At 44.5% G+C, this 16,403-nt stretch carries 17 protein-coding genes and 2 riboswitches; of the genes, 9 read left to right on the forward strand and 8 right to left on the reverse strand.

Annotation, left to right across the window (positions count from 1 at the left end; all coding sequences use genetic code 11):
* Positions 1 to 14: 14 nt before the first annotated feature.
* Positions 15 to 1,286 carry a serine/threonine transporter SstT gene (sstT, locus tag QMA01_RS07275; RefSeq protein ID WP_191716675.1) on the reverse strand — a complete coding sequence of 424 codons (1,272 nt, stop codon included), beginning with the start codon at positions 1,284 to 1,286 and terminating at the stop codon, positions 15 to 17.
* A 310-nt stretch (positions 1,287 to 1,596) separates the two neighbouring features.
* Here sstT and QMA01_RS07280 point away from each other — a divergent pair, with 310 nt between their 5' ends.
* The 5 genes from QMA01_RS07280 to QMA01_RS07300 all read left to right on the forward strand — a co-directional run bounded on the left by QMA01_RS07280 (position 1,597) and on the right by QMA01_RS07300 (position 4,117).
* Positions 1,597 to 2,049 carry a MarR family winged helix-turn-helix transcriptional regulator gene (locus QMA01_RS07280; RefSeq protein ID WP_290187027.1) on the forward strand — a complete coding sequence of 151 codons (453 nt, stop codon included), beginning with the start codon at positions 1,597 to 1,599 and terminating at the stop codon, positions 2,047 to 2,049.
* 26 nt (positions 2,050 to 2,075) lie between these two features.
* Positions 2,076 to 2,594, forward strand: a complete 519-nt coding sequence (gene paiA, locus QMA01_RS07285; RefSeq protein ID WP_290187029.1) for a spermidine/spermine N(1)-acetyltransferase — start codon at positions 2,076 to 2,078, stop codon at positions 2,592 to 2,594.
* Between the two features lie 24 nt (positions 2,595 to 2,618).
* Positions 2,619 to 3,236, forward strand: a complete 618-nt coding sequence (locus QMA01_RS07290) for an FMN-binding negative transcriptional regulator (RefSeq protein WP_290187074.1) — start codon at positions 2,619 to 2,621, stop codon at positions 3,234 to 3,236.
* Positions 3,237 to 3,300: 64 nt separating this feature from the next.
* Positions 3,301 to 3,398, forward strand: a riboswitch (guanidine-I (ykkC/yxkD leader).
* Between the two features lie 63 nt (positions 3,399 to 3,461).
* Entirely contained in the window at positions 3,462 to 3,803 is a 342-nt protein-coding gene (locus QMA01_RS07295) for a DMT family transporter (RefSeq protein WP_290214620.1), read from the forward strand.
* Positions 3,803 to 4,117 (forward strand): DMT family transporter, encoded by a 315-nt coding sequence (locus tag QMA01_RS07300; protein WP_290214621.1) that lies wholly within the window; start codon positions 3,803 to 3,805, stop codon positions 4,115 to 4,117. Before QMA01_RS07295 ends, QMA01_RS07300 begins: the two co-directional genes overlap by 1 nt.
* A 133-nt stretch (positions 4,118 to 4,250) precedes the next feature.
* On the opposite strand, the gene QMA01_RS07305 is transcribed toward QMA01_RS07300, so the two are convergent.
* A complete protein-coding gene (locus QMA01_RS07305) occupies positions 4,251 to 5,231 on the reverse strand; it encodes a quinone oxidoreductase family protein (RefSeq protein WP_290187035.1) in 981 nt (326 codons plus the stop codon).
* A 221-nt stretch (positions 5,232 to 5,452) separates the two neighbouring features.
* On the opposite strand from QMA01_RS07305, the gene QMA01_RS07310 reads away from it, so the two are divergent.
* Entirely contained in the window at positions 5,453 to 6,544 is a 1,092-nt protein-coding gene (locus QMA01_RS07310) for an NAD(P)-dependent alcohol dehydrogenase (RefSeq protein ID WP_290214622.1), read from the forward strand.
* A gap of 204 nt (positions 6,545 to 6,748) precedes the next feature.
* Here the strand turns inward: QMA01_RS07310 and QMA01_RS07315 are convergent, their stop codons facing one another.
* From QMA01_RS07315 to QMA01_RS07330, 4 genes are all read right to left on the reverse strand, one after another.
* Positions 6,749 to 7,030, reverse strand: coding sequence for a hypothetical protein (locus tag QMA01_RS07315; protein ID WP_290187039.1), 282 nt, complete (start codon positions 7,028 to 7,030; stop codon positions 6,749 to 6,751).
* Positions 6,999 to 8,051: a DUF1565 domain-containing protein gene (locus QMA01_RS07320; protein ID WP_290187041.1), complete on the reverse strand. Its 1,053-nt coding sequence runs from the start codon at positions 8,049 to 8,051 to the stop codon at positions 6,999 to 7,001. The genes QMA01_RS07315 and QMA01_RS07320 overlap by 32 nt, the downstream gene beginning before the upstream one ends.
* A gap of 341 nt (positions 8,052 to 8,392) precedes the next feature.
* A complete protein-coding gene (locus QMA01_RS07325) occupies positions 8,393 to 9,400 on the reverse strand; it encodes an LLM class flavin-dependent oxidoreductase (protein ID WP_290187043.1) in 1,008 nt (335 codons plus the stop codon).
* 32 nt (positions 9,401 to 9,432) lie between these two features.
* A complete protein-coding gene (locus QMA01_RS07330) occupies positions 9,433 to 10,239 on the reverse strand; it encodes an alpha/beta hydrolase (protein ID WP_290187045.1) in 807 nt (268 codons plus the stop codon).
* Between the two features lie 113 nt (positions 10,240 to 10,352).
* On the opposite strand from QMA01_RS07330, the gene QMA01_RS07335 reads away from it, so the two are divergent.
* Positions 10,353 to 10,868 carry a gamma carbonic anhydrase gene (locus tag QMA01_RS07335; RefSeq protein WP_290214623.1) on the forward strand — a complete coding sequence of 172 codons (516 nt, stop codon included), beginning with the start codon at positions 10,353 to 10,355 and terminating at the stop codon, positions 10,866 to 10,868.
* A gap of 63 nt (positions 10,869 to 10,931) precedes the next feature.
* Here QMA01_RS07335 and QMA01_RS07340 read toward each other — a convergent pair whose 3' ends face one another.
* On the reverse strand, positions 10,932 to 11,633 hold the full coding sequence (locus tag QMA01_RS07340; protein ID WP_290214624.1) for a response regulator transcription factor: 702 nt from the start codon (positions 11,631 to 11,633) through the stop codon (positions 10,932 to 10,934).
* Between the two features lie 169 nt (positions 11,634 to 11,802).
* On the opposite strand from QMA01_RS07340, the gene QMA01_RS07345 reads away from it, so the two are divergent.
* Positions 11,803 to 13,338: an aldehyde dehydrogenase family protein gene (locus QMA01_RS07345; RefSeq protein WP_290214625.1), complete on the forward strand. Its 1,536-nt coding sequence runs from the start codon at positions 11,803 to 11,805 to the stop codon at positions 13,336 to 13,338.
* Positions 13,339 to 13,362: 24 nt separating this feature from the next.
* The gene (locus QMA01_RS07350; RefSeq protein ID WP_290214626.1) at positions 13,363 to 14,580 is read left to right on the forward strand and encodes an iron-containing alcohol dehydrogenase; all 1,218 of its coding nucleotides are present in this window, start codon (positions 13,363 to 13,365) and stop codon (positions 14,578 to 14,580) included.
* Between the two features lie 58 nt (positions 14,581 to 14,638).
* On the opposite strand, the gene metK is transcribed toward QMA01_RS07350, so the two are convergent.
* Positions 14,639 to 15,847, reverse strand: a complete 1,209-nt coding sequence (gene metK / locus QMA01_RS07355) for a methionine adenosyltransferase (protein WP_290214627.1) — start codon at positions 15,845 to 15,847, stop codon at positions 14,639 to 14,641.
* 200 nt (positions 15,848 to 16,047) lie between these two features.
* Positions 16,048 to 16,160: riboswitch (SAM riboswitch) on the reverse strand.
* Positions 16,161 to 16,403 lie beyond the last annotated feature (243 nt).

Raw genomic sequence — 16,403 nt, forward strand, 5'->3', positions numbered from 1 at the left:
AAAAATCAATTAACTCAGTTTTTCACTAGATCTTCAGAAGGTTTTTTGATAGCAAAAGCTTCTTTGAAGTTTACTTTCTCTCCTTCTTTTAGACGCTTCTTGTATTCAGCTGTTGCTGTAAAAAGAACATCCGTTGAAGAGTTAAGCGATGTTTCAAAAGAATCCTGCAATACACCAATGACAAACCCAACGCCAACTACTTGCATCGCTACATCTGCAGGGATTCCAAACAAGCCGCAAGCCAAAGGAATAAGCAATAGGGAACCGCCAGCCACACCAGAAGCACCACATGCACATACAGCTGCTAAGACGCTAAGAATAATCGCCGTTGGAATATCGACTTGTATGCCGAGCGTATGGACTGCAGCAAGTGTCAATACAGAAATTGTAACAGCTGCACCGGCCATATTAACCGTTGCTCCTAGAGGAATTGAAACAGAATAAGTGTCTTTATCCAACCCCAGCTTTTCACATAAAGTCATATTTACTGGAATATTCGCTGCAGAACTACGTGTAAAGAATGCCGTAATACCACTTTCTCGTAAACATTTAAATACAAGTGGATATGGGTTCTGGCGTATGTTTATAAATACGATTAGCGGATTAACTACAAGAGCCACAAACAGCATACAGCCGATTAACAGTGCAAGGAGCTTTCCATAGCTCAGCAATGACTCAAGTCCATTTGTCGTAATCGACTCAATCACTAAGCCCATGATGCCGAGTGGCGCTAACTTGATTATCCAGCCAACCATCTTGATAATTGCATCAGAAAAATTGGTAATAAGTAATTTCGTAGAATCTGGTGCTGTTCTCAATGCGACTCCAAGAACAATCGCCCAAGCTAAAATGCCGATGTAGTTTGCATTGTATAGGGCACTGACTGGATTATCGACGACATTCAACAATAAAGTTTTAATTACTTCAATTGCATTCCCCGGAGCCGCTAAATCTTCTGCTCCCTGAGTAAGTGCAATACTTACAGGAAAAATGAAACTGGCGATCACAGCTATCAATCCTGCAAAAAACGTACCTAACAGGTAAAGGAAGATGATAGATTTCATATTTGTCTGTTGGCCACTTCTATGCTGAGCGATTGACGCCATGACAAGAAACAAGACCAGTATAGGAGCAACTGCTTTTAATGCGCCTACAAATAGCGTGCCAAAAATAGTTAAGGATTTGGCTGCGTCAGGAATCAAAACAGCTAAAACCACTCCAAAAATCAACCCAATTAATATTTGTTTCACTAAGCTTATCTGATTCCACATTTTGAACACTTTCATACATTATTCCCCCTGTTAATTTCCATTAAAACTGCAACATAATCCATCCTTACGATCCATCTTGTGTAGTACGCAACCTCCTATATTACTGCAAACTGTTCAAGCTAATCCTATTCTATACAAAGTAAAGCACGAATTAAACAAATTTTTTATAAAATCAATAATTTGTACAATAATTTTTAGCAATTTGTCTGCCGTCACTTTCTATCAGGAAAGACAAAAGCTATCTTTTTGTTGCAAATGCAACTATGAACTGTTATATTCAATTTCAAACACTTGCTAAACTGCTATTCAAATGAGGAGATTTTTTATGAAAGAGATTCTACGTGAAATTGGCATGATCGCCAGAGCCTTGGACTCCATAAGCAATATTGAATTTAAAGAGTTCGATTTGACCAAAGGACAGTATTTGTATGTCATACGCATTTGCGAACATCCAGGAATCATTCAAGCACAATTATTGGAGATGATTAAAGTCGATAAATCAACTGCAGCCCGCGCACTCCAAAAACTTGAAAAAAATGGATTTATCGAAAAAAAAGACAATCCAGCTAACAAAAAAAATAAAAATCTCTTTCCAACAGATAAAGCGCGAGCCGTCTACCCTTTCATCAGAAAGGAGAACGATCATTCCGATCAAGTTGCATTGTCCGGTTTCTCTGAAGAAGAAGCAGAAACTGCTTTTGGTCTTCTGCAGCGCATCCGGAAAAATGTCGAAAAGGATTGGGAATCTGTTAAAAAAGGCAAGAAGCGAAACTATTGACCACTTAAAGGAGTGATGATTCATATATGGCTACAATGTTAACAGCGTGTACACTTAACGAGATACACGAACTTCAAGCTATCAGCATTATTACATTCACTGAAACATTCAAGGACCAGAATTCACCTGAACACCTCCAGGCTTATTTAGACAAAGCTTATGACTTGGACAAATTGGAAAAAGAATTAACCACCCCTTTTTCCCACTTCTACTTAATGTATGTTGACCAACAAGTGGCAGGATACCTGAAACTCAATACGGATGCTGCACAGACAGAACCGATGGGGTCTGACTCATTGGAAGTCGAGCGGATTTATATAAAGAAAGCCTTTCAAAGACATGGGTTGGGGAAACAGCTGTTGAACAAAGCCTTCGAAATGGCAGCTGAACAAGACAAAAAAAGGATCTGGCTCGGTGTTTGGGAAGAAAATGCAAACGCCATTGCGTTTTATCGAAAAAAAGGATTTGTGCAAACAGGATCCCATTCTTTCTATATGGGCGATGACGAACAAGTCGATTTGATCATGGTTAAAACACTCCACTAACACTTGTCAGAAAGGCGGAACATGATGTATATTCCAAAGTATTTTAAAGTCAGTGAGTTTGAGGAAATTCGGGAGTTTGTTCACCAAAATTCTTTCGGAACACTTGTCACCACGAAAAAAGGCAAGCCCATTGCGACACATCTGCCTTTACAGTTAATAAAAGAAGAGGAAGGATACTGTATTACCGGACATATGGCTTATGGCAATCCCCAGTGGCGGACATTCGAAACAGATGAAGATGTATTGGTCATGTTTCAAGGACCGCACGCTTACATATCGTCTTCCTGGTATGAACAGGAAAATGTCTCGACCTGGAATTATCAGGCTGTCCACATTTATGGAACTGCGCAAATCTTAACCGAAGAAGAATTGAAACAGGATCTGACTCGTTTAATGGAAAAGTACGAAAGCCACCGTGCCAATCCAGTTCTTTGGGATACCCTCTCCCGTGAGCTATTGGAGAGAGAATTGAAAGGCATAGTTGGTTTCAAGATTCCGTTGAGAGAAGTTCAAGCCGCCTATAAAATGAGCCAGAACCGAAACAAAACCGATTACCAAAACATCATTAGCCGCCTGCAGGAAGAAAAAGATCCGAATGCACAAAAAATAGCGGATAAGATGAGTGAAAGGCAAATTGATTAATTATAAGCACCCATTAATTGAAGGATTGCGTTGAAGCGTGTACAATACGGGTTAATTGTATAATTGAAATGTTTTCTAGGGTTCCGCAGCAAACAAGCTGGTCTGGTCCGAGAGAAAACTCACAGCTCTGCTGTGTCACGGAAGGACAAAAGCCTGGGAGAAACTGTATTTACAGTTCTCTCAGGCTTTTTTTATTCCCATAATTCAACGAAGGAGGAAGATAGAATGAATTCGAATTGGTTAAAAGTTGTATTAGCGGCAGTTTTTGAAGTGGTATGGGTTATCGGATTAAAACACGCAGACGGTTTTTGGGATTGGGCAGTCACGGTCATCGCGATTGTCATCAGTTTTACTGTCATGATCATGGCAGGAAGAAAGTTACCGGTGGGGACCGTCTATGCAGTCTTCGTCGGTTTAGGAACAGCGGGGACGATGCTTTCCGAAATCATTTTTTTCAATGAACCGTTCAATGCTTCAAAACTATTACTGGTCGGAGTTTTGCTGGCAGGCGTCATCGGGCTGAAACTGGTCACGCCAGACCCTGTTTCTGAAGGAGGAGAAGCGTAATGGCATGGACAGCATTGGTTTTGGCGGGGATATTCGAAATGATGGGGGTTGCGATGATAAATAAATTGCACCAGGACCGCAATTGGCAGTCTCTAGTATTGTTGATTGCCGGTTTTGGGGCGAGCTTTGTATTTTTGTCTTATGCAATGGAAACCCTGGCCATGGGAACTGCATATGCCATTTGGACAGGAATCGGCGCTTCAGGCGGAGCCATTCTCGGCATGCTATTTTACAATGAATCCGCAGATTGGAAGCGAATTTTCTTTATGGCGATGGTTTTAGGGGCGGCAGTAGGCTTGAAATTGGTTTCTTGAAATTGGTCTCCGGCAACTTAATTGAATAGACAGGAAATTGAAAAGCGAAGAAACTAAAACTACGTTTCTTCGCTTTTTTATGCTGCATGTACAAGCTTTCTCCTTTGCCTGGAAAGCATTTTAAGAATCTGTTTCACTCTATTTCCAATACCAGTTTCCCTAAATAATGTTGCTGTAAAGCCACGTGAGCAGCAGAAGCTTGTTCTAAAGTAAAAACTTTGTCCACATGCGCTTTTACGTTTCCATTCTTCACATAATGAACAAACCTGCTGATTATATCCGCATCTGGGTCTCCATTATAGGCAATTGTCTTAAAATCTTTACTTTCCGGCAATGGAAAAACTCCGTTTGGATACGCTATCCGCCCATTTTTTTTCATGGATTGCATGACCGATTTCGCCGCTTCTCCTCCCGCAGTCAATAAAGCGGCATCAAATCCTTCGGGTTCTGCTGCTTTTGCCGCAGCCAATAAGTTCTCTGCATAGCCATCGGCGACATTCTTTACACCCAGGTTGTGGACCATCCCGACTCCATCTGCTCCTGAGGCAATGGCAAAAACCCGGGCACCAATTTTTTTGGCGAGTTGGACCGCTATATGGCCAACTCCTCCACTGGCACCTAAAATGACGACGGAATCACCTTTTTGCAGCTGAAGCACATCATCCAACCCGCGCAATGCCGTTATCCCCACTCCTAAAATCCCGCCCGCTTCTTGCGCATTTAGAGACGTTGGAACAAGCGTTACATATTTCCGGTCGACTGTTGCATACTCTGCATAGAAGCCGCCTTTCGGATTCAGAAAACCTGCGGCCATCACCTTATCCCCTATTTCAAATTCATTTACATTTTCGCCTTTTGAAATAATGGTTCCGGAACCTTCAGAGCCCAGCACATAAGGAAACTCCACTTCCATCTTCAGCATCTCCGCATAACCGCCTTGCCTTTCAAAAAGATCCCATTGCCCGATTCCTGCAAATTCCACTTTCATCACTATCTCATCCTTGCCAACATCCGGTACCGGGATAAACTCAGTCGCCAACTGGTTTTCATTTCCGAACGCATGCAATACAGCAGCTTTCATGAAACCGGCAGGAGCAATTGAATTGCTGTCCATCTTACTTCCTCCTTTCATGTGTTTAATGCTTAATTCGAGTTAAGCACATCAGGATCGCTATTTCCAATAAGGCAAATTGAAGCTACACACTTAATTATTGGCAATGATAAATTCTAGTTTTTCTGGCTGCTGGAAGTCCTCATTCACTTTGATTACCATGTCTAAATAAAAACTGAACGGGTAGTAGGATAAGGACATCAATTTAAAGGAGGAGGATTTGAATGAAAATCCAAGCAGCTGTAACACATGGTTTAGGAGAAGATTTTAAATTTGAAGAAGTGGAATTGGGCGAACCGAAGATGAATGAGGTATTGGTCAAAATTGTAGCATCGGGAGTTTGCCACACAGATGCCGTGGCACGGGATTTAGGATTATCCCCATTTCCTGCTGTTCTTGGGCATGAAGGCTCGGGAGTTGTTGAAAAAGTGGGGGCTGCAGTGACAACGATTAAGGCTGGCGACCACGTGGTGCTGTCTTTCGCTTATTGTGGCCACTGTGAAAATTGCCTGACTGGACACCCGACGGTTTGCCTGAACTTCAACGAATTGAACTTTGGCGGCAAAATGCAGGACGGCACAAACCGAATCCATCACCACGACCACGCCGTGTCGACGTTTTTCGGCCAATCGTCTTTTGGAACTTTTGCGGTTGCTCATGAACGCAATGTCATCAAAGTCGATCCAGGAGTCGATTTGGCGCTCCTCGGTCCACTTGGCTGTGGCATTCAGACTGGCGCTGGTACAGTATTGAACCGGTTCAATCCCGAATTCGGTTCTTCCATCGCCATTTATGGCAGTGGCGCAGTTGGATTGAGTGCTGTCATGGCTGCAAAAATTGCAGGTTGCCTTAACATCATTGCGGTTGATATCCACGACAACCGCCTGGAACTGGCCAAAGAACTTGGTGCGACACATACCTTAAACGGAAAAAATGTCGACGTCGTACAGGAAATCAAAAAAATCACCAACGTAGGAACCCATTATGCCGTTGAAACGACAGGGGTACCGCCTGTAGTCAAACAAGCCATCCATGCCCTCCGTCCACTCGGTTCATGCGCCATTGTCGGCGTAACACCTGAAATCACCTTTGATGTCCATAATGACATCATGGCGGAAGGCAAAACGGTAATGGGCGTAATTGAAGGCGACTCTATTCCGCAAGTGTTCATTCCCCAATTGGTCGATTATTACAAACAAGGTCTGTTTCCGTTCGATAAACTGATTAAAGTGTATGATTTTGACCAGATTAACGATGCATTCGAAGACTCAAAAAAAGGAATCACGATCAAGCCGATTGTCCGAATTGGCCAATAATAAAATCCACTTTTTGCAAAGGAAGTTCATAGGCTGCAGATAGGCATGGAGCAATCGTACCCTTCTGCAGCTTTTCTACCTTTTAGCGTCTTGAAGCTGCAACTTGCTTAATCAATAAACAAGCCATACTCGAGCCGGAAATCCTATTTCACTCTTGATCGAGGAACTTCTTTCCTCAAACTTTCCCAGATGAATATTCCACAGTCATTCAAAAATCCCCTTTATCGGAGAATCTTCAGCGAATCTGAAATCAAAACTACTGGAATTCACATATTTGGGATCTGTATACCTTGTTGCTTTGTCAGTTCCTGAAACTGATTCAAAGGCTGTAAAAGAAGTGAATTCTTCATCTTCCCAAATCCAAATCCCCTTTTCTCCATTTTCTTTATGAAACACATTTTGAATGAGTTTATTATTTTTCCCTGTTTTAAAATAATTAGCGATGAAAATACGATTAGCACCAGCAGTTAAGATGTTTTTTTTCAATCTTGTTGCCTTGTGCATCATGCTGAATCATCAATTGTCCCCCGCCTATTCCCTTGGCATCATTCCTGTACAATATGTTTTTCGCAATATGGGAATTGCGGGTCCCTCCACGCTCCTCGTCATACCCACCAATGGATATACCGGTATACGCATTTCCATAGACCGTATTTTTATGAATCTTGATGTGTTCGGCAGCCTGTCCTTGTTGTTCTGACGTTGCTTCAATTCCAATATCATTTTTATAAACCAGGTTCTCTTCAATGTTAATATCTCTTCCCCCATCCACATAAATCCCTGCCGCACTGTATTCATTTCCATAAGCAGGATTGCCGTATGCTGAGATGGCGTATACTTCGTTTTGGAAAACAACGCCGTTTCGCGCATAATCCATTTTTTTATTCGATGAGATGCCTTCGTGTCCAATCAAATCGATGCCGATATTATTGCATCTGCGCACCACGTTTCCGCTGATTTCAAACCCCTCAATATTTCCATTGAGGACGAGCGCTTCACTGGTTCCAAGCTTAAGATCCTCCACTTTATTATTGAGCAACTTAATGTCTTTTATTGCATTGACGCCATATACCGCTATGCCATGAGCATTCCCTTGATCTGAATGGGTTTCAATTCGCCGCACATGATTATGATCCAATCGGATGTGGCTGCTCGACCCTGTGACCAGAATCCCCATCACAGTCGCGTCTGCTGAATCTGTCGATAGATCCTGTACAGTGAATCCACTGATCGCCACATGATTTTTATTGTCAATTGTAATCATGGCGGTGTCGTCTTCCACACTCTTAAAACCCTTTCCACTCAGGATGACTTGTTCATTTTGGTAAGGCTTGAATACAATCGGCATAGATCTGCTGCCGCTGTGTTTGATCGTCAATTTTTCTTCATATGTTCCTTCACGCACATAGACAGTAGTCCCTGCTTTTGCCAATAAAGCTGCTTGTTTTAATGTTTTCAATGGCTGTTCCACTGTTCCGCTTTGCTGATCATCTCCATCAATTGACACGTAAATCTCTAGGTGCTTTTCATCATGGCCGGTCAAATAAGCAAAGGCTGCAGCAATCGCAAATATTGCGAAAAAACGGCGGCTGCTTTTTTCATTTCACACCTCTTTCCCAAATAAGGATTACAAATCCTAACATCTACTTTAACTGCAGTTACATAGATGATGACAGATGGTATTTTTATCTTTCGATATCTGCTTTGAACATATATTTTTAAAAATTAAATGTATACAATGAAATAAAATAATTTGAATATTCAATCCATTTTTACTGAATTCCCCTTTTTTATTCTAAATTTTTGGAAACAAAAATCTGCCATAAAAATACGCCGATAAGATTTCTCCTATCGGCGTTTCTGCATTTCTTCCGCAATCAATCGGAAAGTTTTAAGTTTGTCATTAAAGTCGTAAGCCGATGAAACCAGCATCACTTCATCCGCTCCATATTCGGATGACATAATTTCCAGTTTGTCCACTACCTGCTCCGGTGTACCGACGACCATTCGGCGGCGGTTTTCAGCGACCAATAACTTTTCAAATTTGGAATAGGGATATGCCCTAGCATTTTCAGGAGGCGGTGTGCCTTTTGAAGGCATTCCCTGCGCACCCATGCACAAGGACAGATCCATCGATGAAGCCACCCACTCCGCCTGTTCGGCCGTTTCCTGACAGACGACGAATATCGCGAAGCCTACCCGGGGTTCGCTTTCTTTATGAGACTTAAACTGTTTCCGGTATTCTTTGGCAAACTCCTGTCCGCCTTCGCCATTGATGAAATGAGCGAACATATAAGGCAATCCTTTTTCCGCTGCCAGCTGTGCCGAGTTTTCACTTGACCCCAATATCCAGATCGGCGGGCTATGCTTCGTCACCGGTGTCGCTTTCATTCCGTAATACGGATGTTCTTCGGGAATCGAATCCATCAAGTACATGCGCAGCTCATCGATTTGTTTAGGGAATTGGCTGGTGTCCCGTTTTTTGCCTTCGTTCAATGCATAGGAAGCACGCGGCATGCCTCCAGGTGCACGGCCGACTCCGGCATCGATTCTGTCTGGATACAACGCTTCCAGCAGCTTAAAGTTTTCAGCAATTTTAAAAGGGGCATAATGCGGCAGCATGACACCCCCCGATCCCAACCGAATAGTGTTGGTCACCGCTCCGAGATGGGCGATCAGCACTTCTGGCGAAGAGCCGGCCAGGGTCGTCGCATCGTGATGCTCAGACACCCAAAAGCGGGTATACCCCCATTGCTCAGCTTTTTGTGCGAGAACCGCCGTCTGTTTCAAGGCTTCCTGCGGTGAACTGCCTTCTGAAATCGGGGATTGGTCCAGTATGCTATAGCTTAATGCCATTGTAATCTCTCCTCTGTGCCATTTATTCTCGTTCACTCTTCAACCAAGTAACCGACCGACCGCAGCACTGTATAGATAAATGCTTGCGCCGCTTGAAAAACTTCTTCTTTTTCCGGTTCCTGAAAAATGTCGTGATAGCAGAATTTCCATTCCTTATAACTAAACTCGGTAAGCTGCTGCTTCAGCAGCCATTGCCGGGATGCGTCTATTTCAGTAATCATATCCCGCTCTGCTGTATGCAGATACGTCGGAATCCGAGGATACAAGTCGACAGCAGCTGCGGTTTCTTTCATATAGCTCTGCAACTCCTTATACCATCCAGAGGTGATGACTGAATGGTACAGTTTGTTTTCAGTTTCCTGATCTAAGGAAAATTGGTCTCTGGTCAAATGGCGGAGTTCAATGCCATGTTCCATTTTCCTCCGGCCCGTCAACTGAGAAACTCCCGGAAATGCATGAGGTGCTTTCGGAGGCAATTTCTTCAATTGAAGCCATGGAGAGGTGAAAATGGCACCGGCCACATTGAACTTTCGGTTTGCCAGCACATTCATCGCTATGGTTGCGCCCAGTCCATGCGCTATGACAAATACCGGCAAATCATTTTCCGATGACAGTTTCAGCATTTCACTTACTGCCTGCTCGTAGTCATCAAACGATTCACGGTGTACGTGATCGGCACCAGCATTCCTGCCATGGCCCGGCAAATCTCCCGTATAGACATGAAATCCAGCCGATCGCCATTTCTCAATTTGCCATGCATAACGCAGATGCTGCTCATACGCGCTATGGATCAATACCACTACCGCTTTTGCTGTGCCTTCCGCCTGCCATTTCCACATATTCCGACTTCCTTTCTCCACCAATAATTCTTACTGCTGTATTTCCTATTTGACGTTTTGATTTGATTTGTTACGATTATAGAATATCTTATCTTTTTTAAAGGAGCTTTGCCATGATTTATCCATATAAAGACAAATTCCCCCAAATCGATCCATCGGTTTTCATCGCTGACTATACGACCATCTCGGGTGATGTGACGATTGGCGCCCATTCATCGGTTTGGTTCAACACGGTTATCCGCGGCGATGTCTCACCAACCATTATCGGCAATAAAGTCAATATCCAGGATCTTTGCATGCTTCATCAAAGCCCTGGCAAAACCTTGCTTTTGGAAGATGAAGTGACCATTGGCCATCAAGTGACTTTGCATAGCTGCATCATCCGCAAAGGGGCGCTGGTAGGCATGGGGTCCGTCATTCTCGACGGAGCGGAAATCGGAGAAGGCGCATTTGTCGGAGCGGGCAGCTTGGTTCCTCCCGGAAAAGTCATTCCACCCGGCATGCTTGCGCTCGGCCGTCCCGCAAAAGTGGTCCGTGAACTGCGCGAAGATGACAAAATCGACATGGAACGCATCGTTCGCGAATATGCGGAAAAAGGGGCTTATTACAAGTCTCTTCAGAAAGAATAAAATCTGTTAAACAAAAGAAGCAGTGGACTTAGTCCATCGCTTCTTTTTGTATGTAAAATCCTTTTATGAAATCAATCCGCTCCTGATTGCTTCGCCAATGGCTTGTGCCCGGTGCTTGACGTTCAATTTTTTCATTGCGGATGCGATATAGTCCCTTGCGGTAAATTCACTGATTCCCATATTCATGGCCATTTCCTTTGTGCTCCACCCTATTGACAACTGTTCAAGAACTTCGATTTCCCGTGGGCTCAATTTATGTCCCATATGTTTATCATCAAATAAAGACAATTTGATAAACGCCCTCCCGAAATAATTTTCTGCCGATTGGACCATCGACTCTTTATCGCTTTCTTCCCCTTTGTACCCATCAATCAATACGCAGCCGATGACCATCGCTCCTGTTTTGATAGGCACAACGAGAACAGAAGAAAGCTTATATTTTTTCACATATTTTGCAGGCAACTCAGAATGATCTTCACTAACGGTTATGTAGCGGGCTTTCTTATTCAGAACAGCCTCGTAAATTGGCTGGATTGTACGGATGTCTTCGCGAATAGCATCCTGGTTGAGCATTGATCCGTCAGCATGCAGCGAAAAAATCAATTCACTGATGAAGTTGATGGGTGAATAAGAAAATAATGAGAGCCTTGAAAATGGAAATAAGATGAAAAAGCCTTCGACTATCCGATTGATTTTGTCTTCAGTACTGCCTGTATCCAATAAACTATCGATAAACCGCTCTGCAGAAACCGGTAAAACCTTCATCTATCTGCCTCCCTCTTCACCCCTACATTTTCAGGGATAGACTTATACACCGCGCAAATTTACACTCTACTTGAAAGCCCTTACATTTATTTTTGAATATTCCGTCTTTTCATCAGTTAAGCTTCATCATATCTTGTCTTATAGAAAAATTCAATTAGGGGGTAAAGCCATGTCCATTCAAGTTGGAGTACAAAAATTTTCACATTTCATCAACGGCGCTTGGGTTTCTTCTTCAAGCGGCGAAACTTTCGACGTCCATAATCCCGCTACAGGTGAAGTAGTGGCAAAAGTTGCAAAAGGTTCGGCGACAGAAGTCGACCAGGCAGTTGAAGCAGCCCTGGACGCTTTTGAAAATTCCGGTTGGAGCCAAATGACTCCGTTGGAAAGAGCCGAGGCACTTAACCGGATTGCCGACGCCATTGCGATGAATAAAGATGAACTCATCTACTTGGAATCATTGACTTCCGGTGGAACTGTCCGACGCATTGCAGGGAACGACATTATGAGCATCATCGACCTGTTCCAGCAAATGGCGAAATTTGTTGTGGACTACCCGTTCACTGAAACATTGCCATCGCCGCTTTTCCCAGGCCCTGCCCATAACTTTGTCTGGCGGGAACCAATCGGCGTATGCGCAGCCATCACTCCATGGAATATGCCCCTATTGATTGCGGCTTGGAAAATTGCGCCTGCTCTCGCTACCGGCAACACCATCGTATTAAAGCCGGCCAGCCATACACCGGTGACCGCTCTGCGCTTGGCTGAAATCATTTCACAAGTCGTTCCTCCCGGTGTCATCAATGTAGTCGCCGGATCCGGGACTGAAGTTGGCGAACCGCTTGTCCGCCATCCGAAAGTCAGCAAAGTTGCTTTTACCGGTTCAACTGAAGTCGGGCGCAATATCATGAAAATCGCAGCCGAATCAATCAAGAATATCACCCTCGAACTAGGCGGCAAGTCGCCTAATATTCTGTTGGAAGACGCAGATCTTGAAATCGCCTTGCCCGGCAGCCTGTTCGGTGTCTTTCTCCATTCGGGCCAGCTATGCGAATCGGGCACTCGCCTGTTTGTTCCAGACTCGCTCCATGATGTCGTGGTCGAAAAACTTGCCGAACTGACAAAAACGCTGAAGCTTGGCAATCAATTGGAAGAAACGACTGCTATGGGCCCCGTCATCTCACAGCGGCAGAAAGAGACCATTCTTTCCTACATTGACACCGGCATTAAGGAAGGTGCCCGGCTAGTCTGCGGCGGAAAAGAAGCTGTAGTTGAAGGGTTTGAAAACGGTTATTTTATCGAGCCGACTATTTTTGCGGATGTCACCAACGATATGGCTATCGCGCAGGAAGAAATCTTCGGTCCGGTCCTGACAATCATCCGCTACAACGATGTGGACGAAGCCATTAAGATGGCCAACGACTCAATCTACGGCCTTGCCGGCGGCGTATGGACCCAGGATGTCAATAAAGCCTATGATGTTGCCCGCAAAATTAAAGCCGGCGTCATCTGGATCAATGACTGGCATATGCTGCGGAATGATGCGCCTTTCGGCGGGTATAAGCAAAGCGGCATCGGCCGTGAAATGGGCAAGTATTCGTTGGACGCCTATACGCAATTAAAACATGTCCATACTTCCATGGTGCCGGAACTTGAGCGCCGCCTTGCATTTGGACTGCTGTTTCCTGAAGGAACAAATGACCACTAATTTTAAAGATTGGGGTGACTCTCATTGATTACAACCTATTCGAATTTCGCATTGATGACCACTATCCACAGCGGCTCCAATACGAGGGCAATGATACCAGACCTATTAAATGGGCTTGGCGCCAAACGGGTCGTGCTCTTCAGCGACCAAGGACTGAAAGATGCCGGTATCGTTGATAAAGTAGCAGAGATATTCCGCTTGACACAAAACGGCACCGGCACTCAATTGGTCGGCATCTTCACCGACATCCAGCAGGATGCGGGCAGTGAATCTGTAAACCGCGCTATCCAGTATGCAAGAGAAATGGCAGCTGACTCTTTATTGGCTGTTGGAGGCGGCAGTGTCTTGGATACCGTGAAAGGCATCAAGTTTGCCTTACACCACGGATTGACCGACATCAAAAAAGCGATCCCGGGCGGTTTGGCACATTATACCTGGCCAGAAGCTCAATTTATTCCCATTCCGCATATCGCCGTTCCGACCACTGCCGGGACTGGTTCGGAAGTATCGCCGATTGCCGTAATCTACAATGAAGAAAAAAAGGTCAAAACAAATATTATTCACCCCTTCATCAGCGCCAATATGGCTGTTCTGGATCCTGATCTAACACTCGGCTTGCCACCGTTCATTACGGCTTTTACCGGATTTGACGCATTGACACATGCCATTGAAGCGCTCGCGTCACCGACAGCAACTGGATTTACCGACGCCTACGCGCTTCAGACCATCCGGATGTTCGAAAAAAACATTGTTGAAGCAGTCAACAATGGCAGCAATATCAAAGCACGCATGGAAATGCTGCAGGCCAGCACCATGGGGATTACTGCTTTCAGCTTCGCGCTGAACGCCATTCCTGTCCATAACCTGGCTCATGCATATGGCGCTCTATACCGCATTCCACACGGACTTGCGAATGCCGTTTTCCTGCCTCATGTTATCGAGATGATTCCAGCCCTGTATTTGCCGAAAATCGACCAGCTGGCGCAGGCCTTAAATGTGGACATTCGTGACAAGTCTCCACAAAATTTGCTCGAGGAAGTAGTACAGAAAATCCGCGATTTGCAGGAAGAAGTAGGCTTACCGAAAGATTTTTCGAAATACAATATTCCTGACGATTCACTGCCGACCACTATAGCGGCAGTCCAGTCAGATCCTGCGGCTATGAATTTTCCACTTCCCGCTGAATTGATAGAAGCGATAGGCAAACGTGTTGATAAACTGCAGACCAGCTCCACTTCATAAAACAGAAAAAGAACGGCCAGGCATCGCTGCCTGGCCGTTCTTTTTTATTGTGTGCTAATTAAATACCAGCTTCTACGCCAGCTTGTTCTTTAAGGATTGCTGCTTTGTCAGTACGTTCCCAAGGAAGATCAACATCTGTACGGCCAAAATGTCCGTAGGCCGCTGTCTGCTTGTAGATCGGGCGGCGCAGATCCAACATTTTGATGATGCCGGCAGGACGCAAATCAAAGTTCGCCCGTACCAAATCGGCCAATTTGTCTTCATCCACTTTGCCGGTGCCGAATGTATCGAAAGCGATGGACACAGGATGTGCTACACCGATTGCATACGCCAACTGCACTTCGCATTTGTCTGCAAGGCCTGCAGCAACGATGTTTTTCGCTACATAACGGGCTGCATAAGCTGCTGAACGGTCAACTTTTGTTGCATCTTTACCAGAGAAAGCTCCGCCGCCGTGGCGAGCATAGCCACCATAAGTATCCACGATGATTTTGCGGCCAGTCAAGCCCGCATCTCCTTGAGGTCCGCCAATAACGAAACGACCAGTTGGATTGATGAAGTATTTAGTATCTTCATCGATCCATTTAGCTGGAACGACTTCATTGATGACGTATTCTTTGATATTGCGTTGGATTTGCTCCAGCGTTACTTCTGGGTGGTGCTGAGTAGAAATAACAATCGTATCTACACGAAGCGGTTGATTGTTTTCATCGTATTCAACTGTCACCTGCGTTTTGCCATCCGGACGCAAATACGGAAGAATTTCTTCCTTGCGCACTTCAGCCAAGCGGCGCGCCAATTTATGCGCCAATGAAATCGGCAATGGCATTAATTCTTCTGTTTCGTTGTTGGCATATCCGAACATCAACCCTTGGTCGCCTGCTCCGATATCGTCCATTTCTTTATCTGTCATTTGGCCTTCACGTGATTCAAGTGCCACATTGACTCCGGCAGCAATATCCGGCGATTGCTCATCGATCGCTGTAAGAACTGCACTTGTTTCTGAATCGAAACCATATTTAGCGCGTGTGTATCCAATTTCTCTTACCGTTTGTCTAACGACTTTTGGAATGTCCACATAAGTGGACGTAGTGATCTCCCCTGCTACTAAAACAAGTCCTGTCGTTACAGTCGTTTCACACGCAACACGTGCGTTTGGATCCTCGGTTAAGATTGCATCCAAAATAGCATCTGAGATTTGGTCACAGATTTTGTCCGGATGCCCTTCTGTTACTGATTCTGAAGTAAATAATCGACGGTTTTTCAAAAAATGTTCCTCCTTATATCCTGCGAGATTGCTCTCGAAATTGATACGGTACTCGTTTCCCATGTCAAGTCCGTTCCGGAATTTCCGGATTGAACTTCAAGCCGTCTGTGGCCTTTCACACGAGGATTAAGGGCATTCCATAAAAAAATCCCTTCACTCATTCGTCATGAGGAAAGGAGAATCATCATAAGCACCTTTCACTCTTATCATCCAAGGCCTGTAAGCCTTGTTTCAGGTTTGGCACCATCACTGCAGTTGCAGCAGGTTGCCGGGTTTCATAGGGCCTGTCCCCTCCACCAGCTCGGAATAAGAGTATCCGTTCAATTTTTCATCATACGGAAATAGTTCGGGGATGTCAACGATTTCGGCGAATAAAATGCTCAAATTTTATTGCTGAATGTTCTCATCCTACGCAGTGAACATTCGTGAAGTTCTTTTCCTATCGGCCAGGAAACTGCAATAATTTCTCATTGGGATTATGTGATTTCATTCAGCTCCTGTTATGATGGGAGTTAGCCCCATCTTTAAAACAATATGACCTTCGAATTTTCCAAGG

The sequence above is a fragment of the Planococcus notacanthi genome (assembly GCF_030407825.1).
In the GTDB taxonomy this organism is placed as follows: Bacteria; Bacillota; Bacilli; order Bacillales_A; family Planococcaceae; genus Planococcus; species Planococcus notacanthi.

Coding starts and splice junctions, on each gene's coding strand:
- sstT (WP_191716675.1), bottom strand. CDS start 1,286: ATGAAAGTGTTCAAAATGTGGAATCAGATAAGCTTAGTGAAACAAATA.
- QMA01_RS07280 (WP_290187027.1), top strand. CDS start 1,597: ATGAAAGAGATTCTACGTGAAATTGGCATGATCGCCAGAGCCTTGGAC.
- paiA (WP_290187029.1), top strand. CDS start 2,076: ATGGCTACAATGTTAACAGCGTGTACACTTAACGAGATACACGAACTT.
- QMA01_RS07290 (WP_290187074.1), top strand. CDS start 2,619: ATGTATATTCCAAAGTATTTTAAAGTCAGTGAGTTTGAGGAAATTCGG.
- QMA01_RS07295 (WP_290214620.1), top strand. CDS start 3,462: ATGAATTCGAATTGGTTAAAAGTTGTATTAGCGGCAGTTTTTGAAGTG.
- QMA01_RS07300 (WP_290214621.1), top strand. CDS start 3,803: ATGGCATGGACAGCATTGGTTTTGGCGGGGATATTCGAAATGATGGGG.
- QMA01_RS07305 (WP_290187035.1), bottom strand. CDS start 5,231: ATGGACAGCAATTCAATTGCTCCTGCCGGTTTCATGAAAGCTGCTGTA.
- QMA01_RS07310 (WP_290214622.1), top strand. CDS start 5,453: ATGAAAATCCAAGCAGCTGTAACACATGGTTTAGGAGAAGATTTTAAA.
- QMA01_RS07325 (WP_290187043.1), bottom strand. CDS start 9,400: ATGGCATTAAGCTATAGCATACTGGACCAATCCCCGATTTCAGAAGGC.
- QMA01_RS07330 (WP_290187045.1), bottom strand. CDS start 10,239: ATGTGGAAATGGCAGGCGGAAGGCACAGCAAAAGCGGTAGTGGTATTG.
- QMA01_RS07335 (WP_290214623.1), top strand. CDS start 10,353: ATGATTTATCCATATAAAGACAAATTCCCCCAAATCGATCCATCGGTT.
- QMA01_RS07340 (WP_290214624.1), bottom strand. CDS start 11,633: ATGAAGGTTTTACCGGTTTCTGCAGAGCGGTTTATCGATAGTTTATTG.
- QMA01_RS07345 (WP_290214625.1), top strand. CDS start 11,803: ATGTCCATTCAAGTTGGAGTACAAAAATTTTCACATTTCATCAACGGC.